This is a genomic window from Lysinibacillus sp. FSL P2-0066, assembly GCF_037969495.1.
Classification (GTDB): Bacteria; Bacillota; Bacilli; order Bacillales_A; family Planococcaceae; genus Lysinibacillus; species Lysinibacillus boronitolerans.
In genome coordinates, this window is record NZ_CP150202.1 from 1,468,093 (window position 1) to 1,493,452 (window position 25,360).

Sequence of the window (25,360 nt, forward strand, 5' to 3'; positions counted from 1 at the left end):
CATCATAAACTTTGTCTCTTTCTATGTAACGAGCAACTCATTGGTATAATCTTGCATGCATCTCATTGTTGCAAAAAATAGAAGATGCGATATTTCTAAAAAATAATTGTTGAAAGTAGCACTGTTGTAGCCTGCTTTATCAGCAAACCTTCGGATCGTGACTTATTCCAGCCCTTCTTCCTGAAATATACCTTTATCACATCTTAATATTAAGGAATGAATGTATCATCCTTCACAAAGCATATCACACCAAAGCTACTTGGTTTGTGACCAACAACTGGAAACGAATGCTGTTCAAGCTGCAGTCTTAGATTTTCAGATAGCTGCACAACATCCTTTAATAAGTATATGGACAAATGACTAAAACACTTCATCACCCCTTCTACCAACGATGTATCCGGCTCGTACATTATTTTCAATAGCTCTGCTACATTCTGTAACACGATAGCACCTACCAGTTGGTCTTATTCATCATTGACGGCTTATCCATATCACAAAATTAGTACAGACCATAACAGCAAGATTGAGGACGAAATAAACGGATAGTTCCTGATAATATAAGGTCTAACAAACAGTATGGAGGCTTATATTATGTCAAAAATTCAGCAATTTCATGATTTACATTTTTCACAAGAGCTATTATTTATTGGGAATGCTTGGGATGTGTTATCCGCATTAACATTAGAAAAGGCAGGCTTTCAAGCTATTGGGACAACAAGCTGGGGCATAGCGAATTCGCTAGGCTATGCGGATGGTGAACAGATCGATTTTCAACGACATCTCACCATTATTCAATCCATTACAGAGCAAGTGAATATCCCCGTATCAGCAGATATTGAAGCAGGGTATGGCCATGATGAGCAGAAAATTATCGACAATGTTTTAAGAACGGCAGATGTGGGGGTAGCAGGGATTAACATTGAAGATTCCCTTAAACATCAAGCAGGCTTAAGAAGCATAATTGAACACTGTCATTTGTTAACAAATGTGAGGAAAGAATTAGATAATCATGGTTATAAAAGTTTCTTTATAAATGCCCGAACAGATACGTATTTTCAATTGGAGCGACCATTTGAGGAAACAATGACAAGAGCAAAAGCTTATATCGAAAGTGGAGCAAGCGGTGTATTTATCCCAGGCTTAACAGATGTCAATGAAATAAAAGCGATGGCTTGTAATGTAAATGCGCCCATTAATCTTCTTTCTTTACCTGGTTTAACGAATGTCAAGCTATTAAAAGAATTAGGGGTAAAGCGTTTTAGTATTGGCAACGCACTTTCAGATAAAATAATTGCGCATTTAACACAACATGCTGCACAATTATTAAAAGACCAAGATACTTCTTCGTTATATGTATAGCCAATAAGAATGAGGTGAGATAATCGTGGACAATGCAATCCATTTATCTTTTGAGGAGAAGTGGGAAAAAATTATAGCTTGTGATCAAACCTATGATGGGCTTTTTTATACAGCGGTTAAAACTACTAAGATTTATTGCCGTCCTTCCTGTAAATCCAGAAAACCGAAAAAAATGAATGTTGAATTTTATGAAGATATCCAAGAGGTGGAGGCGGCTGGCTATCGGGCATGTAAACGATGTCAGCCTGAAATCGAACATTCCCCACATACGCAATTAATTAAAAGTGTCACGACTTTTATCATTAATGAATATAAGCAAAGAGTGACTTTACAGGATATGGCGGAGCATGTTGGCCTCAGTCCCTTTCATCTAGAACGACTATTTAAACAAGAGACAGCTGAGACGCCCCGAACGTATTTAGAAAAAATTCGAATTGATAAGGCTGCCCATCTATTAAAACATACAGACTATACAAATTTAGAAATTTGTTATGAAGCAGGCTTTCAAAGTCCATCTAACTTTTATAAAGTTTTTCGACGACTGAAAAATTGTTCACCTACAGAATATCGTAACCTATCGTAGCAGGGGGACATGATATGAAATGGACGAACAATGGTGGTTATTTAGTTATCGAGTTACCACAAGCATTTAATTATAGAGAGTGTTTGCAGTTCTTAAAGCGTTCACCTCACGAAATTCTTCATCATATAAAGGATGATGTGCTCTACAAATTATTGAAGATGAATGACCAAATTATTTTATGTGAAATAACTGAGCAAGATCATAAAATAATAGTCACATTTCCAATGAAACAGCCAGCTAGCCATGAACAGGCAATCATCGCACAATATGTCGCAGAGTGGTTTGATTTAACAACGGATTTGCAGGGGTATTACCAGATGGCTGAAAACGATCAAATCTTAAAGCCACTTGTGAAAAAATATAGCGGATTACGGTTAATCGGGATTCCTGATTTATTTGAAGCAATCGCTTGGGCGATAATTGGTCAACAAATAAATTTAACTTTTGCCTATACGTTAAAAAAGCGATTTGTCAACATTTTGGAGAATATGTTTACTTTGAAGGGCAAAGCTATTGGTTGTTTCCAACGCCAGAGAAAATAGCGGCTATTCAGGTAGATGATTTGAGAAACCTCCAATTTACACGGAGGAAATCAGAATACATTATTGATATTGCCAAAAGTATAGCAAGCGGTCAATTGACAAAAGATTTGCTATGTCAAAAAGAGGGCTACGAAGCCATGAAAAAAAGTTTAATGGACATTCGAGGAATTGGTGCATGGACAGCAGATTATGTGCTTATGAAATGTCTGCAACAACCGACAGCATTTCCGATAGCAGATGTTGGTCTGCATAATGCTTTAAAAATACAACTAGCATTCGAACGAAAACCAACGATGGAAGAAATGAAGAACTACGCGAAACATTGGCAAGGCTGGCAAGCGTATGCCACCTTTTATTTATGGAGGTCACTGTATGAAACGATATAAATTAGATTATCCATCACCAATTGGAATTATAGAAGTTGAGGGAAATGATACAGCAATTGATGCCATTAACTTTGCAGAGCGAGAGCAGGTCGTCAACACTCCTCAGCATGACACACCTGAAGTTTTACTAGAGTGTGTTAAGCAATTGCATGAGTATTTTCTAGGTGTACGCCAGGCGTTCTCATTTCCTTATGTATTTCAAGGTACAGACTTTCAACAGGCTGTATGGCATGCATTACCGAGTGTAGGTTTTGGTGAAACGGCTTCATATAAGGATATCGCCATTGCCATTAACAATGAAAAAGCTGTAAGGGCTGTTGGCAGTGCGAATGGTAAAAATAATATCAGCATTGTTGTGCCATGTCATCGAATTATCGGCTCCAATGGAACGCTGACAGGTTATGGAGGCGGGATGTGGCGCAAAGAATGGCTGCTTCAGCATGAGCAAACACATAAAAATCCATCCAAGTAATACCGTTCATCAGAGTACGTCATTACGCCATTTGTACACAGTATAAAAAAGTTGTTATTGCAAAAAATAAGACCGTCAAAACGGCGGTTGTAATGACTAGTCTTTGTCATTTTATCGCTTTTTATGACACCTCCCTGCTAAGAAATATAGCTTGGAGTATTGATGATAAAGGAGGTGTACACATGAGCGTGCTATATAGAATCGCCTTAGTATTAGTTATTATAGGTGCAATCAACTGGGGACTCATTGGATTCTTTAGATTTGATTTAGTGGCTTATTTATTTGGTGGACAAACGGCGGTCTTATCTCGTTGGATTTATGCACTCGTTGGTCTTGCTGGGCTAATTTCGATTCCAATTCTTGTAAAGCGATTTGAAGACGAGGATGATGTGGATACATTCACTCGTATGGATAGAAATCCTAGCTATGGCATGGAGGCTGGGGAAGAAGCAGATTTCTCTGAAGTAAGAGAAAAAGAAGTGAAAAAAAAGAACAAGTAGTTAAACTGTAAAAATTGGTGACCCTGTTGGCTTGTCAGTTTTTTCAATAGCAAGCATAAATATTCGCGTAGCTTCTGACTACGCGAATATTTGTTTTTTAGTCTTGATTACTTGGAAATGCAAAGGATGAGGTAACATCATTCCCTTGTTCTATCCACTTTTCTGAAATGGTTTTCGCTTTAGTGAAGAAACGTACTTGGTCAGGTCCAAACATATGCCCCTCCCCAAACCTCGAACGTTTCCAGCCACCAAAGTTATGATAGCCTACTGGAATAGGAATCGGTACATTAACGCCTACCATACCTACTTCAATTTCAGTAGTAAACTTTCGAGCGGCTGCACCATTGTTCGTAAAGATGGTTACACCATTTCCTAATTCATGGGCATTAATAAGGGCGATAGCTTCCTCTAATGTTGCCACGCGGACGATATTACGTGCAGGCCCAAAAACCTCTTGCTCATAAATTTCCATTCCAGGCTTTACATGATCGAGTAATGTAGGTCCAAGATAGAAGCCGTTCGATTGTTTGGCAATTTCCGGATTTCGTCCATCGCAGACCAGTGTAGCGCCTTCTTCTAGGCTACGATTAATATAGCCAATGATGGCGTCCTTTGATTGCTGCGTGATGACTGGTCCAAAATCAACTTCGGCATCTGTATAGGGACCCACTTTTAATTTGGCAATTTTATCGGCAAGAATACCCACTAATTTATTCGCTGTATCCTCACCAACAGGAATAATGGTTGACAGTGCCATACAACGCTGGGAGGCAGCTCCATAGGCAGCCCCTAAAAAAGCATTTGCTACATGTTCTAAGTCAGCATCTGGCATAACCACCATATTATTTTTACCTCCGCCTAGTGCTGTGACACGCTTCCCATGTTTAGAGGCTGTAGCATAAATGGCTTCTGCAACTGGCGTAGAGCCTACAAAGGAAATCGCTTCAATGGCTGGATGACATAATAGTTCATTAACAGCATCTTTATCCCCATTAATAACTGTCCAAACCCCATCAGGTAAGCCTGCCTCTTTCCACAGTTCTGATAAAAATAAAGCAGAGCAAGGAACCCGCTCTGACGGCTTCAGAATCACACAGTTTCCTACAGCCACCGCCATGCTTGTAATTGCTAGTGGTACCATGACAGGGAAATTAAATGGTGAGATAGCTGCTACTATGCCTAATGGTTCTTTCAGAGAATAAGCATTGATATGACCACCAACATTCACAGAATACTCTCCTTTAAGTAAATGTGGGGCATTGATCGCTAGATCAACAGATTCTAAACCGCGTGTAATTTCGCCCTTGGCATCCTCAATCGTTTTGCCACTCTCCGTGCAGATCATATCAATTAGCTCATCGATATTTTCTGTTATGAGCTGGCGGAATTTAAGGACAATTTCAGCTCGTTTACCAACGGATAAGGCGCGCCAAGCAGGAAAAGCCGCTTGGGCAGCATTGATTGCTTCCTGTACCTCTTGTTTTGTTGCCAAAGGAACACGAGCAATGACAGCACCAGTGCTTGGATTGTAAACATCTGAAAACTGACCGCTTTTCCCTAGAGCTGTTTGCCCATTGATAAAATGACCTAACTCCTGTATGTCTGTATTCGTTACCATCTGGCTATTCCTCCTACAGTTTAATAGAATGTAAGGCTTGCACAAATTTTTCAACAATGAAATTCTTCTCATCTGAGGAAATAATCAGAGGAGGAGATAAGGTTAACACATTATTGAAGCCTGCAACGGTTACACCGTTTTTCCCAATGATTAACCCTTGTTCCTTACATTGTGTGATCACTTTGTTCACAAGTGTAATGTCGAGTGGTGTTTTGCTGACTTTATCTTGCACTAGCTCTACGCCAATTAATAAGCCTTTCCCACGAATATCTCCAACATTCGGGTGCTCCTTTAATTGCTCCTGTAATGTAGTGAGTAATGTAGCACCTAGTGTAGCCGAGTGGGCAAATAAATTTTCCTTCTCCATTATTTCAATATTTTTTAATGCGACGGCACATGCTGCTGGTGATCCACCAAATGTGTTGACATGACGGAAAAAGTCATAGTCCTCAGTTCCAGCAAACGCCTCATAAATTTCACGACGAACCGCTGTGGCAGATAGTGGCATATAAGCGCTTGTTAAGCCTTTCGCCATTGTCACAATATCTGGCTGGATGCCGTAGTTTTGGAATCCAAAAGCTTTGCCTGTACGACCAAAACCGCAAATTACTTCATCGACAATGAGTAGTGCGCCATGCTTCTCACAAACAGCTTTAACTCCTTGTAAGTAGCTGTCGTGGGGCATAATTACACCACCGCCAGTAATAATAGGCTCCATTATGACTGCTGCTATGGAATCTGACATTTCCCAAGTCATGACATGATCGATTGCTTGGACGGATGGTAATGCACAAGGGTCCTTACTTTGAATATGGTCTTCATTGGCACGATAAGTGTCAGGTGGTGTGACATGTAAAAAACCTGGTGCCAGTGGCTCATATTTATATTTTCGTTGAGCTTGTCCAGTTGCTGCTAGTGCACCCATGGAGCTACCATGATAGGCACGGTAACGAGAAATAATTTTTGTTCGATTGACGTGACCTTTTTGTTGATGATATTGTCTAGCAATTTTGAAGGCCGCCTCATTTGCCTCGGAGCCACTATTGGAGAAGAAGACAACATAATCATCCCCTAAAAGTTCACTAATTTTTTCGCTTAATTGAATAGCAGGGATATGCCCAACAGATAAGGGTGTATACGTATTTTCTAGCAATTGCTCATAGGCAGCTTTGGCAATATCCTCTCGTCCATAGCCAACGTTTACACACCATAAACCTGCCATTGCATCTAAATAGCGTTTGCCTTCAATGTCGGTAATCCATGCCCCTTTAGAGGATTGGACAATCATTGTTGCTTTTGGATTGTATGGCTTCATAGAGTGCCATACAAATTGTTCATCTTTTACTTGCCAATTGGGACTTGTTACATTTGTCACGAAGCTTCACTCCTTCTGAACAGGTAGTTGATTAGCATGCATATGTTTTCGTCAGATGTGGACAACAAAAATGCACAGTCGACCCCATTTGTACTTTATATGTATGCTTCAAGAATTTTAGAAGGAGTATTTAATGAGAAAGAAAATTCAGTTAATTTAAAGGCGTAACAGGCTACTGATGCATTAAGACATCTTCAATTAAAAAGGCAATATATAAATTAGTCTTTGTAAAGGGATTGCTTAAGTCCATATCCAATAGCATTTCAATTTTCTTAATTTTATAAAGGACCGTGTTACGATGTATAAATTGACGTTCACTAATCCTGCTTGTACTGCCATTTTCCTCAACAAAAATACGTAAAAAAGGTACATAGTCTGTCCCATGTAATTCATCATAGCGATAAAGCTGTCCTAAAATGTCCTGACTGAACGACTTCATGAGGGGCTGGTTTTTTACAGCCATCAATATTTTATAGGCACCAATTTCTTTGTATTTATATAAATAACGATTGTTATGAAGCTGTGCGAAATGAATGACGGTTAAGGACTCATCATAGCTTTTGCGAACATTTTCTAGCTCTTTATGAAAGTTGCCTTTGCCGATAATAATATCCAAGTAGCCATTTTTTAACGTGATTTTTTCATAGATTTCTTCTACAACTTTTGAGAAAGGTATATTAGGTGTATTGATTTGTGCTTTATCAATTAAAAAGATGAGGTGATTTTTATGCTTTAATTTTAAGAAGCGTTGATAGCGATTTTGAAAAGCGAATTGGATCATCACCTCATAACGATCAATAGCTGCCTGAGAGCCAATGGTTGTACAAGTTATGATCGCTAGTTCTCTTCCTTGAGGAAATCCTAGCTGTGCTAGTTGATCTTTCATTGTGTTAGCGTTTTGTTTGAAATGAAATAGTAGATTGAAAAGAACCTTTTCTTCGATAGAAAGCTCTTGATGGTGATTGGCAATAAATTGAAAGGTAGTTTTTAATAGATCGGCAATGCGATAATTCCATGGCATTTGAAAAATAGGGAAATCATGTTGATTGGCAAAAGAGATGACGGCTTCTGGAATTTTAGGAATGAATGGTCCTGTATTAATGATAAAGCCAGCTACTTTTTTCGTGTAAGCCTGTTTGACAAGCTGTTCCAAGGAATCTTGCTGTGCATCTAAATGAATGCCTGTTGTGACGACCAATTCATTGGGTCTACAAAACATGATTAAATCACTGCTTTCCACAACATTAATACCAGTAACTCTGCGATACGTACCACTATGTCCAGCGACTAATGTGAGCATTGGGAATTGAACTCCCTCTACAATTTTACGAATCGTCCCCATACTTCCCCCCCTTAATTATGAACATAACTTACCATATATGATGTGCAGTTGCACATATTTTTTTAGTTTACTATCCATATCTCACAAATTTTATCTATTTTAGAATGTTTATTAACTACTGTGAAAGAGAGGACTTGCATATGTATAAATGTAATAGTAGACGATTGCAAGAGTTAATTGAACAATTTAGTCAATTTGGAGCCACTGAAAATGGTGGCGTCACACGTTTGTCTCTTTCGAATGAGGATGTATTAGCAAGAAACTATTTTTGTGAGTGTTGCAAAGCGTTAGGGATGGCTATCCAGGTGGACGATATGGGCAACATCTATGCCACTCTCCCTGGCAAAAAAAATGTGCCACCCATTGTCATGGGCTCCCATCTAGATTCAGTTGAAAAAGGTGGAAGATTTGATGGCGTGTTAGGTGTACTAACAGCGATCGAGGCCATTCGAACAATAAAGGAAAATGATATCGAGGTGGACATTCCACTTACGATTGTCAATTTCACGAATGAAGAAGGGGCACGTTTTGATCCAGCCATGATGAGTTCAGGCGTTATCACCTCGAAATTCGACAAAGAAAAAATGCTACAATCCACAGATAAACATGGCATACGTTTTCAAGAAGCTTTACAAGCAAGTGGCTATGAGGGAGAGCAAGCCAATCGTCTGAAGGAAGCACTTGCTTATATCGAATTGCATATTGAACAAGGGCCAGTATTAGAAGCAAAACAGCAGGAAATTGGTGTGGTTGAGGGTGTACTAGGCATGGTCTGCTATGAAATTACAATTAGTGGGCAATCAAACCATGCAGGTACAACACCAATGTCAATGCGTAAAGACCCGATGATTGTGGCATCGACCATCATTACAGAGCTATATGAGCAATTAGGAAAAATTGACGAACAACTTGTTTTTACTTTTGGTCGTATGAATGTTTCCCCGAATATTCATACTGTCATCCCAAATAAGGTAACATTTACAATTGATTCACGTCACCAGAAACCAGAGGTCATGCAACAGGTTGAGGATATTCTCAACGCGCTTCCAGAGACAGCAGGCGGATGCCATATTCAGCCTGTCAAGTTATGGGGCAGGGATACCGTGTATTTTGATAGTGCGATTTGCAATGAAGTAGAAAGAGCTTGTCAAAGCTTTGGCTATTCATCTCATCGTATGTTTAGTGGCGCTGGACATGATGCACAGTATATGGCAAGTATGGTTCCTTCCGCGATGATTTTTGTTCCAAGTATTGAAGGGAAGAGTCATTGTGAAGAAGAGGAAACAGCCTTTGAAGATTGTGTAAAGGGCGCAGATATTTTATTGGAAACGGTGTTAACGCTACAAACGAAGTTTAGTATGGGCGAAACATATACACTGCATTAACTATCAAGCATTCTCTAATTTTGTGATGAAGGGTGAGAGGCATAGTGAAAAAAATCATTAAAGGTGGAAGAGTAGCAACAGCTGCTGATGTATTTGAGGCAGATATTTTAATTGATAACGGTAAAATTGTTCAAATTGGACAAAATTTAACGGATGCTGGCGCTGAAATTATTGATGCTACAGGCAAGTACGTATTGCCTGGTGGCATTGATCCCCATACGCATTTAGACATGCCATTCAATAACACGGTGACAGATGATGATTGGAAATCAGGCACCATTGCAGCGGCTTTTGGTGGGACAACTACTATTTTAGATTTCTGCTTAACAGCAGGGGAAGAAAAATTATCGACAGCCGTAGAGAAATGGCATGACAAGGCAAAGGGAAAGTCAGCTATTGACTATGGCTTCCACTTGATGATTGGTGATTTAACACCTGAAACCGAAGCCGAATTACCGCAGCTATTGGAGCAAGAGGGCATTACCTCTGTAAAAGTTTTTATGGCGTATGCAAAAGAATTCCAAGCGACAGATCGTACACTATTTAAAGCCTTTAAAATCGCCAAGGATCTCGGTGCGCTTGTGATGGTCCATTGTGAAAATGGCTCTGTTATTGATGAGCTAGTAGAGGAAGCAAGACGTGCAGGACATAAGGAACCCATCTATCATGCACTGACTCGTCCAGCGGAATTGGAGGGCGAAGCAACAAAGCGTGCTATCGAATTAGCTCATATAGCTGGTGCGAAGCTCTATGTGGTGCATGTGACATGTAAAGAAGCGGTAGATGAAATTATCGCTGCCCGTGAGAAGGGCTATGATGTTTATGGTGAAACTTGTCCACCGTATTTAACGCTCGATCAATCAGCACTAGCACAACCTGGCTTTGAGGGAGCCAAATATGTTTGGTCACCTCCACTTCGACCTAAATATCATCAGGAACATTTATGGAATGCCTTAAAGGCGAAACAGCTTCAGACAATCGGCTCAGACCAATGCTCCTTTAGCTTTAAGGGTAAAAAGCAGCTAGGCTTAAATGATTTCTCGAAAATTCCAAATGGCGGACCATTCATTGAAGACCGCTTCAGTATTTTATACTCAGAGGGCGTGGCAAAAGGTAGAATTTCCATCAATGAATTTGTTGATATGATCTCTACTAGTGCCGCAAAAATATTTGGCTTATTCCCGCAAAAAGGAACGATTGCAATTGGTTCAGATGCGGATATCGTCATTTTTGACCCAGATGCACAGCGCCAAATTTCGGCTAAAACACATCATATGAATGTGGACTATAACCCATATGAAGGCTGGGAGGTAACAGGTGAGCCTGTTAGTGTACTCGTACGTGGGGAATATGTCATTAAAAATAAAGAATTTGTAGGGGTACTTGGCAGCGGGCGATACATTAAACGTCCATTAAAAACGGTAGCTGCGGAAGCACTAAACATTTAGCTTCCTGTAGGATAGGACCGATTGTTTTGACTGGAGAGCAAAGCAATCGGTTTCGTAATTAGGGTATTGGAAAAAATGAACACATGAGGGGGATGTGGAAATGGCTCCGATTCAAGAAAATGCAATGACCGTGCAGCTTAGACGTAATTTTGTAGAATTAAAAGGTAAGATGACAAAGAATGAGGCTATTGAGGAAGCTAATCGTTGTTTGTATTGCTACGACGCACCATGTATTAAAGCGTGTCCAACAAGTATTCAAATACCAAATTTCATAAAAAAAATTGCATCTGGTAATATGAAGGGTTCTGCGACGACTATATTAGAAGCAAACCCAATTGGTGCAAGCTGTGCAAGAGTTTGTCCAACGGAAGAACTGTGTGAAGGGGCGTGTGTCTTAAATTCTTCAACAAAGCCAATTAAAATTGGTGAGTTACAACGTTATGCAACGGATTGGGCAATGGAAACCAATGCTCAGCTATTTAAGGCAGGTCCACATAATGGACAGAAAGTAGCCATTGTAGGGGCAGGTCCTGCTGGTTTGTCGGCAGCACGTGAACTCAGTCGCTTAGGCTATCAAGTAACTATCTATGAGGCTGAAGCGAAGGCTGGTGGCTTAGGAAGCTATGGAATTGTAGCGTTCCGATTACCAAATGATGTCGTAGATTGGGAAGTAGAGCAGATTGAACAGCTCGGTGTGGACATTCAAACGAATACAGCTGTAGGTGAGGATATTTCTGCTGATGAAATTTTGGCTCAGTATGACAGTGTGATTTTAGCTGTCGGTATGGGTGCTGTCCCAAATTTGGGCATTGATGGGGAAGAATTAGAAGGGGTACATGATGCCATTGAGTTTATTCGAAAAACAAAAATGGGACCGCTTACAAATGATATTGTAGGGAAACGAGTAGCCATAATCGGTGCTGGAAACACGGCGATAGACGGTGCTACAAGTGCGGTACGTTTAGGCGCAGACAATGTACAAATTCTTTATAGAAGAACACAAAAAGAAATGACGGCATACAAATTTGAGTATGAATTTGCCAAGCAGGATGGCGTGGAATTTAAATGGCTAACGGCACCAAAGAAAATTATTGGCAATGAAGCAGGTAAGGTGACAGGGATTGAATGTGTGAAAATGAAGCTCGGTGAGGCGGGTCCTGATGGTCGACAACGCCCAGAAGAAGTAAAGGGCTCCAATTTTATCATTGAAGTGGATGCTGTTATTAAAGCCATCGGGCAAACTCGTTTTGTATCGTTAATTGAAGCCTTTGGTTTAGCTCATACAAATGGTGTTGTCGATATTGATGAGACAACAATGCAAACGTCCAATGACAAGGTATTTGCATGTGGAGATGTTGTCTTTGGCAATGGACAGGGTGAAGCGATGGTAGTGACCGCTGTACAGCAAGGAAAAGATGCAGCATATAAGATTCATGAACGCTTAAGAAAACCAAGTGAGATTGCATAAAGTGAACCTTCAATCAGTGGAGGCTCCTCTGATTGTTAGATTCACCAATCGGGTTTTTACAGGCTGTTAATCCCCCATCTGAAAGAATACATGATTCGATGTTTTGAAATGATGGTCATACAGCCTGTTAATACGGGATAAAGTGAACCTTCAATCAGTGGAGGCTCCACTGATTGTTAGATTCACCAATCGGGTTTTTACAGGCTGTTAATCCCCCATCTGAAAGAATACATGATTCGATGTTTTGAAATGATGGTCATACAGCCTGTATCTGGCACTATGCTTTCAGTTGACAAAAGATTGTTAGTACGGATAGAGGGGGAACTTATATGGCAGACTTACGCATTAATTTAGCGGGTATCAAATCGCCGAATCCATTTTGGCTAGCATCTGCTCCACCAACGAATTCAGGCTATCAAGTACAGCGTGCATTTGAAGCGGGCTGGGGTGGCGCAGTCTGGAAAACGTTAGGAGAACCGATTTTAAATGTGTCTTCCCGTTTTGCAGCCGTTAGCTATAATGGCCAACGTGTGGCAGGCTTTAATAATATTGAATTAATTACGGATCGGCCATTAGAAGTGAATTTACAAGAAATTTATGAGACGAAAAAGAAATTTCCTAATCACGCAATTATTGCCTCGTTAATGGTGGAACCAAAGCAAGAAAAATGGCATGAAATTGTCAAACGAGTAGAAGATGTGGGGGTTGATGGTCTTGAGCTTAACTTTGGTTGTCCACATGGGATGGCAGAACGAGGCATGGGTTCTGCCTCTGGTCAAGTCCCTGAATTGGTGGAAAAACAAACGTACTGGGTAAAGGAAGCGGCACGTACACCCGTCATTGTTAAACTAACGCCAAACATTACGGATATTACCGTGACGGCCGAAGCGGCAACACGAGGTGGCGCAGATGCTGTTAGTATGATCAATACGATTAACAGTTTAGCAGGTGTTGATTTAGACTCTTGGAATACCATACCACATGTGGCTGGCAAAGGAGCTCATGGGGGCTATTGTGGCCCAGCGGTTAAACCAATTGCACTGAACATGGTTGCAGAATGTGCCCGTAATCCATTAGTCAATGTACCGATTTCCGGCATTGGGGGGATCTCCAATTGGCAAGATGCAGCGGAATTTATCCTAATGGGTGCGACAGGCGTACAGGTATGTACAGCAGCAATGCATCATGGCTTTAGTATTGTGGAGGATATGATTGATGGGCTGAATAACTACTTAGATGAGAAAGGTCTAGCTTCAGTCATGGATTTAGTTGGTCGCTCTGTGCAAAGGTATTCAAACTGGGGTGATTTAGATTTAAATTATAAAATTGTTGCAGAAATTAATAATGATGTTTGTATTAATTGCAATAAATGCCATATTGCTTGTGAGGATACATCCCATCAATGTATTGACCTTTATACGGAGGATGGTCGTCCAATGCTAAAGGTTCGTGAGGAAGACTGTGTAGGCTGTAATTTATGCTCAATTGTTTGTCCTGTCGATGGCGCCATTTCAATGGTTGAACGTCCATCCACAATTCCGTCAATGACATGGAATGAACGCCAATCACTTCTGAGCAGTCTATCAAAATAAAGCACCTATGTTCAATTTTGAATAAAGATTAAAATCGAAATTCCACCTTCCTTCAGCATTTTTGGGTGAAGGAAGGCACTTCAAGTAGGTTGTCACGGAAATTAGAAAAAAAGGAGAGAAACATTATGGAACGTGAAGGGAATTATTTAAAATCCCCAGATTTACTTCCAGTGACACATCAACAAAGAAATATTGGAACATTTGGTTTTGCAGTGATTTGGATAGGAATGGCAATTGTATTAGCGGCTTTTGCCATTGGTGGTTCGGCTATCATGAATTTATCCTTACCAATGGTGATTGTGGCAACATTGGTAGGTTCTTGTTTAATCGGCGTCTTTATGACGTTAATTGGTGATATCGGCATAGAGCATGGATTATCTTTCCCTGTTTATATGCGCGCACCATTTGGCACATTCGGTACGCATATACCTTCCCTTGTACGTGGTGTTACAGCTGCCTGTTGGTTTGGTTTGAATACGTATTTTGGTGCATTAGCAATAAACGGAATTTTAAATTTATTGTTTGGCTTTGATAATTGGTTTATCTGCTTCCTTGTGTTTGCAGCGCTTCAACTCTTTAATACATCTCTTGGTATTAAATCCATTGAGCGCTTTGCTGATTTAGCAGCCCCTGTCATTATTTTAATTTCTTGTTGGATGTATTACACATTGGCAGATAATGCAACATCTCAGGGGAAAAATATTTGGACGTGGGTGGAAACCCCAACAACAGGCTTCGCTGCTTTTACCGCCTTTATGGTAGTGGTGATGGCAAATATGGGCTTTTGGGCAACACTAGCAGCTGATATGCCGTCCTTGTCCCGATTCTTTAAGGCACCTAAAAATGAGCGTAATTGGTTCAAGCGTAATAAAACACAGCTTGTAGGCTCTTTAATTGTCATGCCCATTACAAATACATTCATTGTGACAATTGGTGCAGTTTGCTATATGGCAGTTGCATCGGCAGACCCAATTAATGCCTTACAGCAGAGTGCGAGCGGCTTTATTCTTGGGATTCTATTGCTGATGATTGTATTAGCACAATGGTCGACAAATACCTCTGCCAACGTTGTACCAGCAGCTACTATTTTCTCTAATATCGGTGGACCGAAAGTGCCATTCTGGGTAGGGGTTGTGATTGCAGGGATTATTGGTATTCTTGCACAGCCTTGGAGTCTATTTGATGTCATGGTCAATGTCCTATTAATCATTGGCGGTATTTTAACAGCGATTGTAGGGATCTTATTTGCTGATTACTACCTGATTCGTAAACGGCGCGTACATGTAAAAGAGCTTTATGAATTAGACGGGCAATTTAAATATTATAAGGGCTTTAATATGGCTGGGTTAATCGCCTGGGTAATCGGCGGTGCAGTGGCCAATATCTTTTCAACTTACTCTTCTTTAGTAGGGTTCGCTGTAGGGGCGATTGTATATTATGTATTAGCGAAGTATTGGTGGTTTAAAAAGTATCCACAAGCTGAGCTAGATGATCCAAACGATGCAAAATATTTAGGTATTACAGTCGGACATAATTTAGACGAAATATTTGGCCAACCAGCAGCTCCAACGGCGGTCCCAGATGAAGATGAACTGGTGGAGCAACCAGATCCTCTGTTAGAGATGAAGGGTGCCGAGTAAGAGAGACAACATCAAGACATTTTCAAAAGAAGGTGAGGTGATGGCATGTCTGAATTCCAACAAAGCACAGAGGAAATCCAAAAAGTAGATCATTATTTAGATAGTGGCTTTAAAATCAAATATGTCTACGAGAATTTAAGTGGGATGTTTGTAGAATTTGCTCGTCAAGAAGAAGTGACATTGCTACAAATTCTAACAGCAGATGCACGTAAATATTTCTCTGCAAAATTACAGGAACAAACATTACTACAATAAAGACGTAAACTCTATTCCTTTCGTTAAATTGGGAATAGAGTTTTTTGTGTTTTCCTTGTATTAAAAAGGGGCGGATTGAGCAAAAAAATCGTGTCTATAGCTGAAAAAGATTTTTTGGCAAAGAGTGGGGTTGCTTTCCGTTCCGCCAGCGTCCGATGAGCCGCTTCACTCGCGTTCGCTCAAGAGTCTCATCTGTGGCGCTATATCCTTTTGATAATTGGGTGAATTACTTTTGTGAAATAAAATATAAAAGAGTGAATTTTCTGAGTTTTATGAAATAAAAGAGGGCAATTTGCTGAAACTATCAAATTATCATTAATTTTTGTTTTTCCTAAAAATACATTTGTCTTTTTTAGAATAATTGTTTATGATTTTTAAAGGATAGTCAACGTAGAAATTACATCAGGAAAGAGGCGTTATGGAGTGGCCAATAAGGAATTGAAAAGAGGATTAGAAGCACGTCATATTCAAATGATTGCACTTGGTGGTACGATTGGTGTAGGGCTATTTATGGGCTCAGCAAGTGCTATTCAATGGACAGGACCTTCTGTACTCCTTGCCTATGGTATTGCAGGTATTTTTATTTTTTTCATTATGAGGGCAATGGGTGAGATGCTTTATATGGAGCCAAGTACAGGCTCTTTTGCCACATTTGGCTATAAATATATTCATCCTTTAGCAGGGTATTTAACAGCGTGGAGTAACTGGTTCCAATGGGTTATTGTTGGGATGTCTGAAATTATAGCAGTAGGAACGTATATGCAATATTGGTATCCGGAATTACCCGCTTGGATACCTGGTTTAATTGCAATGGTGATTTTAGGTGTGGCGAACTTCATATCTGTCAAATCATTTGGTGAATTTGAATTTTGGTTTGCGATGATTAAAATCGTTACAATTATTTTAATGATTATTGCAGGCGTCGGACTCATCTTCTTTGGCTTTGGCAATGATGGGATAGCAATAGGCTTATCTAATCTGTGGCGTCACGGTGGCTTCTTTACGGGTGGTTGGACAGGCTTCTTCTTTGCCTTATCTTTAGTCGTTGCTGCCTATCAAGGGGTGGAGCTTATTGGGATTACAGCAGGTGAAGCAAAGAATCCTCAACAAACGATTACCAATGCCATCCAAAGCATTATTTGGCGTATTTTAATTTTCTATATCGGGGCAATTTTTGTTATTGTTACAGTATATCCTTGGGATGAGCTTGGCACAATTGGTAGTCCTTTCGTGGCGACATTTGCTAAGGTGGGTATCACAGCTGCTGCAGGTATTATTAATTTCGTCGTCATCACAGCGGCAATGTCAGGGTGTAACAGTGGAATTTATAGTGCTGGACGTATGTTATATACTCTTGCTATGAATGGACAAGCACCAAAATTTTTCGCTAAGCTTTCTAGTAATGGCGTGCCTTTATTTGGAACAGCGGGTGTACTAGTTGGATTAGTCATGGGTGTTATCCTAAGTTATATAGCCCCTGAAAACTTATTTGTTTATGTGTATAGTGCAAGTGTTTTACCAGGGATGATTCCATGGTTTATCATTTTAATAAGTCAAATTCGTTTTAGAAAAGCAAAGGGAGCGCAGCTAGCAAAGCATCCTTTCAAAATGCCGTTCGCACCGATTACAAACTATGTAACCATTATCTTTTTAATCATGGTACTAGTCGGCATGTGGTTCAATGATGATACACGCGTGTCATTAATAGTGGGCATTATTTTCTTAGTTCTCGTAACAATTAGCTACTATGTATTTGGTATTGGTAAAAACCGATACAGCAAAGATTCTATAGAATAACCTTTAAGGATGTATCTCTAATTGGGATGCATCCTTTTTTTATGGCTATTTTTGCTAGCACAATTTTTACATAATTAAATGAAAAAAAGACAAACTAATAAAACTGAAAATATGAACTGGTATTTATCGGAACAAAGGGGTGGAGCGCAAATGAACGAGATACCCGAGCAGATTGTCGCTAAATTAAAGCAGGAGATTAACGAAGTCGATGATGTAAAACTGAAAATGATCGCTACAGAGGAAGGGGATGTGACGGTCATTTATTTCTCCTCACTCATCGAGAAAATGACCTTACAAACCATGGTGACGATTCCATTAGCTAATAATTTGAAACAAATACATCAAATGGCTCAATATGTTGACCCGAAGGATGTGCAGGGTGTCGTTAAAAAATTGAATGCGGGGCAAACCCTTCTTTTTTTCCACGAAACCAATGCCCTATTAAGCATCGATACGTATAGTGCGCCTACAAGGGCCATTACGGATACGGAAACAGAGTCAACTGTAATTGGTCCACAGGATGCATTTACGGAATCACTAGAAACGAATATTTCGTTAGTGCGAAGACGTATTCAAAGCTCTATGCTAAAAAATGAAAACCGAATTGTAGGGTCTGAAGCCAATATTAAAATATCAATTATGTATATGGATAATATCGTGAGCCATGAAAATTTAGATGATCTAAGAAACCGTATTGACCAGGTAGATTATCCGTTATTTACAGATATATCCGTGTTGAAGCAATTAATAGAGGATAATCCATTATCGCCCTTTCCTCAATACTATATGACAGTCCGTCCAGATAGTATTTGCCGTTATCTTCTGGATGGGAGAATCGTCGTTTTTATGGATAATAGTCAACTAGCTATTGTCTGTCCCACATCTTTTTTTGAAATGTTCGTGTCAATTGAGGATTACTACAACCGTTGGACAACAGCATCTTTATTAAGGATGTTGCGCTTTTTTGGTTTTTTCTTAACGATCATGATTACACCAATGTATATATCAGCCTTAACTTTTCATCCAGAAATTTTGCCATATGAATTATTACTAAATCTTCAAGAATCAAGAAGTAAAGTACCTTTTCCACCACTGATTGAAGTGTTATTTATCGAGCTTATTATTGAAGTGTTGCGAGAAGCGGGCTCCCGAATGCCTGCTAAGGTCGGACAAACAATTGGTATCGTAGGAGGGATTGTAATTGGTACTGCGGCCGTAGAAGCTGGATTACTCAGTAATATACTCATTGTATTAGTCGCTACCTCTGCGCTACTTTCCTTCTTACCGCCAATTTTCTTAATGAGTAATACGAGCCGATTTATCCGTTATATTTTTATCTTATCAGCAGGATTATTCGGCTTGTTTGGACAGATGCTCGCCTTTGCGTGGTTAATCCACCATTTATTAAGTCTCAAATCTTTAGGAACGCATTATATGACACCTGCCATTCCAAGAAAGCCAAGCGATTTATTGGATAGTGTCATGCGATTTCCAACTAAATATATAAGAAGTAAAACTGGTATTTCAAAAGCACAGAAAAAATAGTGTCAGAATGGGAATGAGGTGGTTAACTTTGAATACAACAAAAGGAAAGGTGTTAAATCGTTATCATGTCATCTTCTTAGCGCAAAGTATTATGATTGGTACCGGTATCCTTTCGCTCCCTCAGAAATTAAGTCCTATGGGCTACACACAATCATTTATGCCTCTTCTCTTTGGTGTGATTGCTAGCCTGACACTATTTGCGATGGTATGGCTTTGTTCGAAGTTTCCCAATGATGATTTATTTCGAATGAATGAAATATTATTGGGAAAATGGCTCGGAAAATTTATAAATCTACTCGTCATTATTCAATTTATTATTTTTAGTGCAGGGATTATTAGTAATTATATGCACTTAATTCAAAGTACAGCATTGCAAGAACAAACCATCACCATGCCTGTCCTTTGCTTTTTACTGCTACTTATTTACATTGTAAGTGGGGGTATTAAATCTATTGCACGGTTTTGTATAATGACATTTTTTATTACCATTGGATTATTCTATTTTACGCGCTGGGCCATTGAAAAAGGTGATCCAAGTCATTTTTTGCCTCTATTTAATTTTACGCCTAAGGAATTTTATGAAGCATTAAAGCAAGGGTATTTTTCGATCCTTGGTTACGAATTAATTCTATTTTATTTTCCATATATCATCGATCAAAAAAAGGCATTTCGTCATTCCTTAATCGGTATTTGGATTAGTATATTTTTATGCTTTATCACAACAGCTATTAGCGTCATGTATTATTCAGAGTGGCAATTAAAAAATGTAGAGTTTTCAGTATTAAACCTATTTAAGGCAGGAGAATTTACCTTTATTGAACGAATCGATATCATTGGCATTACGCTTTGGGTTTTTCTAATCTTATCCTCGATTACAGCCTATGTATGGTGTGCAAAAAGGGGTATGGATACCTTCCTTAAAAAGAAAAAGCAAAGTTATCAGTTGTATATCATCGCCTTGATCATTTTCTTTATTGTAAAAATGCCCTTTTCGCGTGAATTCCAGGAAAAATTATTTATGGCAAGTAACTATGTAGGCTATGTGCTGGTAAGCTGGCCAGTGTTTTTAATCCTGATATATGTTATTCGAAAAAAGCAGGTGCAGGTATGAAAAATAAACGTCTATGCATCATTTCTTTTTTGATTTTCGTTTTACTTGCAGGCTGTTCTAAAAAAGAAATAAAAGTTCCTCTAGAGGATGTTGGGATGGTAGATTCGATGGCTTTTGACTATATCGATGAGAATCAGATGAGACTCACAGTAGCGATCCCCCAATATTCTCCAGACGCAGAAAAAGACACACAAACTTTTTCTATCACAACAGATTTAGTATCAAGCGGCATCGTGGAAATAGAAAAGCAATCCGATAAGAAAATAGTCTTCAATCAATTGCGAGTTGTCTTAGTAAACGAAGATTTTGCACGGAAAGGGAATGTTCGAAAAATCGTTCAGCACTTGTATCGCAATGCGGAAGTAGGTAATAAAGTATTGATAGCTGTTGTGAAGGATAATGCGGAAGCGATTTTAAAAGGGGATTATCCTGATAAGCCGAGTATTACTTTCTATTTGAACAATCTATTAGAGCCTAGTATAAATACTGCTTTTAATCCAAATACCAATATACATGATTTTATGTATTCGATTACCAATCCAGTAGTTGATACAGTATTACCTTATGTTGAAAAACGTGGGGAAAAATTAGAGATTAAAGGCGTTGCCATATTTAAAGGGAATCATATGCATGAATTAATTAAACCTGAGGAAGCACTCGTTATTCAAGCTTTAAGTGGACAGAAAAACCTTGCTCCTTTGCATCTTGATTTAAATGCAGGACATGGAGAAGAAAAGGTAATGATTGATTTAATCGAGAGCAGTGTGAAAAAAGAGAGTAATAAAAATATGGAATCACCCAAATTAACGATTTTCTTAAAAATAAAGGGTAAGCTAAGCGAATATAAGGGAGAAAGAGAATCACATTTATTTACAGTTGAAAGTATTAGTGATCTGGAAAAAGATGTGAATAAACAGCTTGAACAGGATATTAGTGAATTTTTAGCGCGATTAAATAAAACAGAGGTAGACCCAGCTGGCTTAAGTGAAGAATTTAGAATGTATCATCATGGAAAATGGACATCGAAAAAAACAAGAGAGCTTATTAGAAAATTAGACGTGAACGTCCATGTAGAAACGTCCATTATTAGTACAGGTACTTTAAAATAACAGCAAAGACCCATTCGATAAGAAGGGTCTTTGCTGTTAGTGTGTTTTTCGCATAATAAAGCTTAAATGTCTTCCAGCTTGTTTATCTTGACGATAAGAAAAGCCATCGGGGCTAAGGAATGTACAGGTTTCATCAATTTGTATTTGATTCGCTGGAATACCTGCAAGCTCACATTGTCTTTTAACTGTCTGCTGATTATCAATATGGTATTTTTTCGTTTCTGCATTGTAATACATAAATTCTTCGGCATAACCAAGACTGTGAAATTTTTCATATACATCTGCGTCTACCTCAAATTTCTGCTGACTCAGCGCCATCCCGATTTGAACATGAAAGTCCTCAGGTCGACACTGTTCTTCATTCATTAAATGCTGAAACAGCTTGGGTGTTATTTCTTTGACTGTTCCTTGCCATCCCGAATGAATCACACCGACAAGTCCATTCACAGCATTATAGAAAATAACTGGAACGCAATCAGCCGTAAAACTACATAATAGTAAGTTAGGCTCTACTGTATAAAGCGCGTCTGTATCCTTCACCGCTGTATCCATTTGCGCAGCTCCACGTCCTTGATCCGCTAATGTGACTTTATGAAAGTTTGCACTATGTGTTTGCTCTGTACAAATAAAATTTTGCAAATCACAGTTCAATGTCGTGGCTAAATGTTGACGATTGTCAATGATAGCTTGAACATCATGGCAGCTATGCAAAGCCATATTATTGTGTTCTACTTCCATCTCATCTTTTAAGGTAGTCCCCGCGATAATTTGCTCATTATCTATATACATTTTTATTTTCATTCAATCACCTCGTTTTACTATATAGGATTGCTTATGGAATGTATAGGTTGCCGTCATTTAATATTTAGCTACTCCTTTACCCGTCTAGCAAACTTTTAGACATAAAGAATTGATTTCCTCATATAGTAGAAGGAATGCTAGAGAGGGGGAGAGCGTGTATGTTGAGTGACCGAGATATATTATTAATTTGTCAAGTAGGCATGGGTCTTTTTTGGATTTTTACATATATACTTGTTATTTATAAGGGATGGCAAGATAAAACCTATGGCATGCCTATGGTTGCTATTTGTGCCAATATTTCATGGGAATTTATCTTTGCCTTTTTCTACCCACAAAATGACCTCCAACGCTATATTACGCTGATTTGGTTTGTATTGGATGTCTTTATTTTGATGCAATTTTTACGTTATGCTCCAAATGAATATCGTAAGATGCTATCAAAAAAGCTATTGTATTTCTCCTTTTTGATCACGTTAATCTTTAGCATGCTGATCATTTTAGGTATAGTCTATGAATTTCAAGATTTCGAAGGTAAGTATGTAGCATTCTTCCAAAATCTTATGATGTCGGGACTATTTATTGCTTTATTATTGCAAAGAGGGAATTTAGCTGGTCAATCAATGGGGATAGCAGTTTGTAAGATGGTGGGTACATTATTTGCAGCGGTTGGCTTTTATCTATACTTCCGCACACCATTAATTACCATTATTTCTGTAGCAACGCTCTTTTATGATTGGCTCTATATTCTCTTAATTTATCGATTACAGCGTAAGCAATTAGCAAAATAGGATATATTGTGCAGCTATTGATCGCTGAATCTATTAGTAATGTATGCCAATTACAAACATATTGCAACTTGATGACAAGCCGAATGGTAAAGAATAGCGGGATAAAGGGCTTTAATCAAACATATGGAGAGCTTGTCATACAATTGTAAAAATCCTTCCAAATATTTTGTGATGATTATGGCTCATAAACTATTTACGATAATGGTAGAGCAATTAGGAAGGGTGATTAACATGTTTAAAAAAATAAAAAAAGTAGCACTAGCTTCAGTAGTAGCAACTTCATTATTAGTGCCAGTTGCAGCAATGGCTGCCGAATCCTATACAGTGACATCTGGTGATACTCTATGGAAAATAGCATTAAAAACAGAAACGGGTGTACAGGAATTAATTGATGCCAACCCACAACTTGCCAACCCAAATCAAATTTCTCCAGGGCAAAAAATTAACGTCCCTGTAAAAGTACAGGCAACAGTTGAACAAGAGGTTGTGAAACTTGTCAATGCAGAACGGGCAAAAGCAGGTCTTGCAGCATTGCAAGAAGATTGGGAGCTATCTAGAGTAGCTAAATTTAAGTCGCAAGATATGCACGATAAAAATTACTTTGACCACACAAGTCCAACGTATGGTACACCTTTTACAATGATGAAAAACTTCGGTATTACGTATAAATCTGCTGGCGAAAATATCGCACAGGGCCAACGCTCCGCACAGGAAGTTGTAACTGCCTGGATGAACAGTGAAGGACACCGTGCCAATATCCTTAATAAAAGCTACACGCATATTGGTGTAGGCTATGTACAGGACGGTAACTACTGGACACAAATGTTTATTCAAAAATAAAAGTCTGTTTATAAAATAGAGTTGAAAAAGAAGAGTATCTATTGGCTTTTGGGATAGCTAGTAGATGCTCTTTTTCTCGAATCATTCCTCCTAAATCATCGGCAAACTTTAAAATGTTAATCAAGTACAGGAATGGGGATGAAAAAACAACTTTACACGTTGATGTTCATCTTTCAAAACCTCAAACAATCTGGAGTTATGTCAGGCGTAAGGATAATGTAGCGAGTTTTTGCTGTCTTGACAAATAAAATAACCAAAAAACAACACACTATGAGCAATAGACGAATAAGATGTCACTGTAGTATGAAGATAGAGGTGGTGTTTATGGTTGAAAAAGAAGTGGTTAGCTACATGCTGCGTTATCTGTATGATGGGTCTAGTTGGTTGTGAAAAAGAAGCAGTCCATCATAACAAGCTAGAACAAGAAATTCAACAACGTGAGGAAGTACAGCAACCTGTTACATATGAACAAGAACAAATGATTGATCCTATTGTAGAGGTTGTTGATCCAACTACGAGTAAGGTACTTAAAACGATATCTCCAAAGGAATTTGGCTTTGATACAGACCCACAAGCCTATCAAAAACATCTAGAGCAATTAGCAAGGGAATGGGCGAGAGGAACGGACACATCAAATGGCTATGATCAGCGTATGATGCTTGATCGTTTGGATGAAAACGGGCAAGTGATCAAGGGGAAGCCGCAAATCATTTTAAAGGAAAGTGAGCTAGTCGAGCGTATTATCGAAGCTTCTGCGACTGGGGGTCAGGTAGAAATGCCGCTCTATATAACAGAAAGTGGCTATTATTTTGAGGACCTTCCATTATTAGAGGAAGTAGTTGTTGCATCTTATACGACATATTTCAATCGTGCTGATTTAGGAAGAAATAAAAATATAGAGCTTTCTGCCAGAGCCATTCATAATGTGATCGTAGGAAGTGGCGATTATTTTTCTTTTAATACAATTGTAGGTCCAAGAGATGAGGCAAATGGCTATCAACCCGCACCTGAAATTATTAATAAGAAGGTAGTCATGGGAATTGGTGGTGGAATCTGTCAAACTTCTTCAACCTTGTTTAATGCAGTTGACCAAATTCCCATCAAATATGTTGAGCGCCATCATCATTCGTTAGATGTAGGATATGTCCCAAAAGGAAGAGATGCTACGGTTTCTTATGATACGTTAGATTTTAGGTTTCAAAACTCAAATGATGTACCATTTTTAATTAAGGCAAGCTATAAGGACAATTCTCTAACAATTGAAATTCGAACGGCAGAAAAATATGTAGAATTATTGAAAAAATCATAATGTTGTATCGAGACACCACTGGACGTTGGTGTCTTTTTTTGGATCGCATGATATAGTTAAATTGATACAGTTCAGAAAATTTTAGGGAGGAAAAG

At 38.9% G+C, this 25,360-nt stretch carries 22 protein-coding genes and 1 pseudogene; 18 read left to right on the forward strand and 5 right to left on the reverse strand.

Features of this window, described 5'->3' with window-relative positions; all coding sequences use genetic code 11:
• Positions 1-209: 209 nt before the first annotated feature.
• Positions 210-443, reverse strand: coding sequence for a hypothetical protein (locus tag MKZ14_RS07090; RefSeq protein WP_339280739.1), 234 nt, complete (start codon positions 441-443; stop codon positions 210-212).
• A gap of 148 nt (positions 444-591) precedes the next feature.
• Between MKZ14_RS07090 and MKZ14_RS07095 the strand changes: the two genes are divergently transcribed.
• The 5 genes and pseudogenes from MKZ14_RS07095 (at position 592) to MKZ14_RS07115 (ending at position 3,842) form a co-directional block, all read left to right on the forward strand.
• Entirely contained in the window at positions 592-1,359 is a 768-nt protein-coding gene (locus tag MKZ14_RS07095; RefSeq protein ID WP_339280740.1) for an isocitrate lyase/phosphoenolpyruvate mutase family protein, read from the forward strand.
• A 25-nt stretch (positions 1,360-1,384) separates the two neighbouring features.
• Positions 1,385-1,942 carry an Ada metal-binding domain-containing protein gene (locus MKZ14_RS07100; protein ID WP_016992601.1) on the forward strand — a complete coding sequence of 186 codons (558 nt, stop codon included), beginning with the start codon at positions 1,385-1,387 and terminating at the stop codon, positions 1,940-1,942.
• A 14-nt stretch (positions 1,943-1,956) separates the two neighbouring features.
• A pseudogene (locus MKZ14_RS07105) lies at positions 1,957-2,870 on the forward strand (DNA-3-methyladenine glycosylase).
• Entirely contained in the window at positions 2,857-3,342 is a 486-nt protein-coding gene (locus MKZ14_RS07110) for a methylated-DNA--[protein]-cysteine S-methyltransferase (RefSeq protein WP_258859219.1), read from the forward strand. The pseudogene MKZ14_RS07105 and the gene MKZ14_RS07110 overlap by 14 nt, the downstream one beginning before the upstream one ends.
• 182 nt (positions 3,343-3,524) lie before the next feature.
• Complete coding sequence (locus MKZ14_RS07115; RefSeq protein ID WP_036077648.1) at positions 3,525-3,842, forward strand: DUF378 domain-containing protein; 318 nt, start codon at positions 3,525-3,527, stop codon at positions 3,840-3,842.
• Between the two features lie 97 nt (positions 3,843-3,939).
• Here the strand turns inward: MKZ14_RS07115 and MKZ14_RS07120 are convergent, their stop codons facing one another.
• The 3 genes from MKZ14_RS07120 to MKZ14_RS07130 form a co-directional block, all read right to left on the reverse strand.
• Positions 3,940-5,460 (reverse strand): CoA-acylating methylmalonate-semialdehyde dehydrogenase, encoded by a 1,521-nt coding sequence (locus tag MKZ14_RS07120; RefSeq protein WP_339280741.1) that lies wholly within the window; start codon positions 5,458-5,460, stop codon positions 3,940-3,942.
• A 13-nt stretch (positions 5,461-5,473) separates the two neighbouring features.
• Positions 5,474-6,835, reverse strand: coding sequence for an aspartate aminotransferase family protein (locus MKZ14_RS07125; protein ID WP_333005940.1), 1,362 nt, complete (start codon positions 6,833-6,835; stop codon positions 5,474-5,476).
• A 172-nt stretch (positions 6,836-7,007) separates the two neighbouring features.
• Positions 7,008-8,177, reverse strand: a complete 1,170-nt coding sequence (locus MKZ14_RS07130) for a PucR family transcriptional regulator (protein ID WP_016995304.1) — start codon at positions 8,175-8,177, stop codon at positions 7,008-7,010.
• 140 nt (positions 8,178-8,317) lie between these two features.
• Between MKZ14_RS07130 and MKZ14_RS07135 the strand changes: the two genes are divergently transcribed.
• The 10 genes from MKZ14_RS07135 to MKZ14_RS07180 all read left to right on the forward strand — a co-directional run bounded on the left by MKZ14_RS07135 (position 8,318) and on the right by MKZ14_RS07180 (position 21,527).
• Positions 8,318-9,562 carry a Zn-dependent hydrolase gene (locus MKZ14_RS07135; protein ID WP_312124552.1) on the forward strand — a complete coding sequence of 415 codons (1,245 nt, stop codon included), beginning with the start codon at positions 8,318-8,320 and terminating at the stop codon, positions 9,560-9,562.
• Positions 9,563-9,606: 44 nt separating this feature from the next.
• Positions 9,607-11,010 carry a dihydropyrimidinase gene (gene hydA, locus MKZ14_RS07140; RefSeq protein WP_333005941.1) on the forward strand — a complete coding sequence of 468 codons (1,404 nt, stop codon included), beginning with the start codon at positions 9,607-9,609 and terminating at the stop codon, positions 11,008-11,010.
• 100 nt (positions 11,011-11,110) lie between these two features.
• Positions 11,111-12,478, forward strand: a complete 1,368-nt coding sequence (locus MKZ14_RS07145) for an NAD(P)-dependent oxidoreductase (protein WP_339280742.1) — start codon at positions 11,111-11,113, stop codon at positions 12,476-12,478.
• 329 nt (positions 12,479-12,807) lie between these two features.
• On the forward strand, positions 12,808-14,070 hold the full coding sequence (preA, locus tag MKZ14_RS07150; RefSeq protein WP_016995346.1) for an NAD-dependent dihydropyrimidine dehydrogenase subunit PreA: 1,263 nt from the start codon (positions 12,808-12,810) through the stop codon (positions 14,068-14,070).
• A 125-nt stretch (positions 14,071-14,195) separates the two neighbouring features.
• A complete protein-coding gene (locus MKZ14_RS07155) occupies positions 14,196-15,710 on the forward strand; it encodes an NCS1 family transporter (RefSeq protein ID WP_339280743.1) in 1,515 nt (504 codons plus the stop codon).
• 45 nt (positions 15,711-15,755) lie between these two features.
• On the forward strand, positions 15,756-15,965 hold the full coding sequence (locus MKZ14_RS07160; RefSeq protein ID WP_016995612.1) for a hypothetical protein: 210 nt from the start codon (positions 15,756-15,758) through the stop codon (positions 15,963-15,965).
• A 423-nt stretch (positions 15,966-16,388) separates the two neighbouring features.
• Positions 16,389-17,762 (forward strand): amino acid permease, encoded by a 1,374-nt coding sequence (locus tag MKZ14_RS07165; protein WP_258859226.1) that lies wholly within the window; start codon positions 16,389-16,391, stop codon positions 17,760-17,762.
• 150 nt (positions 17,763-17,912) lie between these two features.
• Positions 17,913-19,307 carry a spore germination protein gene (locus MKZ14_RS07170; RefSeq protein WP_312124556.1) on the forward strand — a complete coding sequence of 465 codons (1,395 nt, stop codon included), beginning with the start codon at positions 17,913-17,915 and terminating at the stop codon, positions 19,305-19,307.
• Between the two features lie 28 nt (positions 19,308-19,335).
• Positions 19,336-20,418, forward strand: a complete 1,083-nt coding sequence (locus tag MKZ14_RS07175) for a GerAB/ArcD/ProY family transporter (RefSeq protein WP_339280744.1) — start codon at positions 19,336-19,338, stop codon at positions 20,416-20,418.
• Entirely contained in the window at positions 20,415-21,527 is a 1,113-nt protein-coding gene (locus MKZ14_RS07180; RefSeq protein WP_339280745.1) for a Ger(x)C family spore germination protein, read from the forward strand. The genes MKZ14_RS07175 and MKZ14_RS07180 overlap by 4 nt, the downstream gene beginning before the upstream one ends.
• Positions 21,528-21,563: 36 nt before the next feature.
• Here the strand turns inward: MKZ14_RS07180 and pgeF are convergent, their stop codons facing one another.
• Positions 21,564-22,328, reverse strand: coding sequence for a peptidoglycan editing factor PgeF (gene pgeF, locus MKZ14_RS07185; protein WP_036077623.1), 765 nt, complete (start codon positions 22,326-22,328; stop codon positions 21,564-21,566).
• A 158-nt stretch (positions 22,329-22,486) separates the two neighbouring features.
• On the opposite strand from pgeF, the gene MKZ14_RS07190 reads away from it, so the two are divergent.
• From MKZ14_RS07190 to MKZ14_RS07200, 3 genes are all read left to right on the forward strand, one after another.
• Positions 22,487-23,116: a hypothetical protein gene (locus tag MKZ14_RS07190; RefSeq protein WP_339280746.1), complete on the forward strand. Its 630-nt coding sequence runs from the start codon at positions 22,487-22,489 to the stop codon at positions 23,114-23,116.
• 231 nt (positions 23,117-23,347) lie between these two features.
• The gene (locus MKZ14_RS07195) at positions 23,348-23,956 is read left to right on the forward strand and encodes a CAP domain-containing protein (protein WP_339280747.1); all 609 of its coding nucleotides are present in this window, start codon (positions 23,348-23,350) and stop codon (positions 23,954-23,956) included.
• Between the two features lie 328 nt (positions 23,957-24,284).
• Complete coding sequence (locus tag MKZ14_RS07200; protein WP_258859233.1) at positions 24,285-25,265, forward strand: VanW family protein; 981 nt, start codon at positions 24,285-24,287, stop codon at positions 25,263-25,265.
• Positions 25,266-25,360 lie beyond the last annotated feature (95 nt).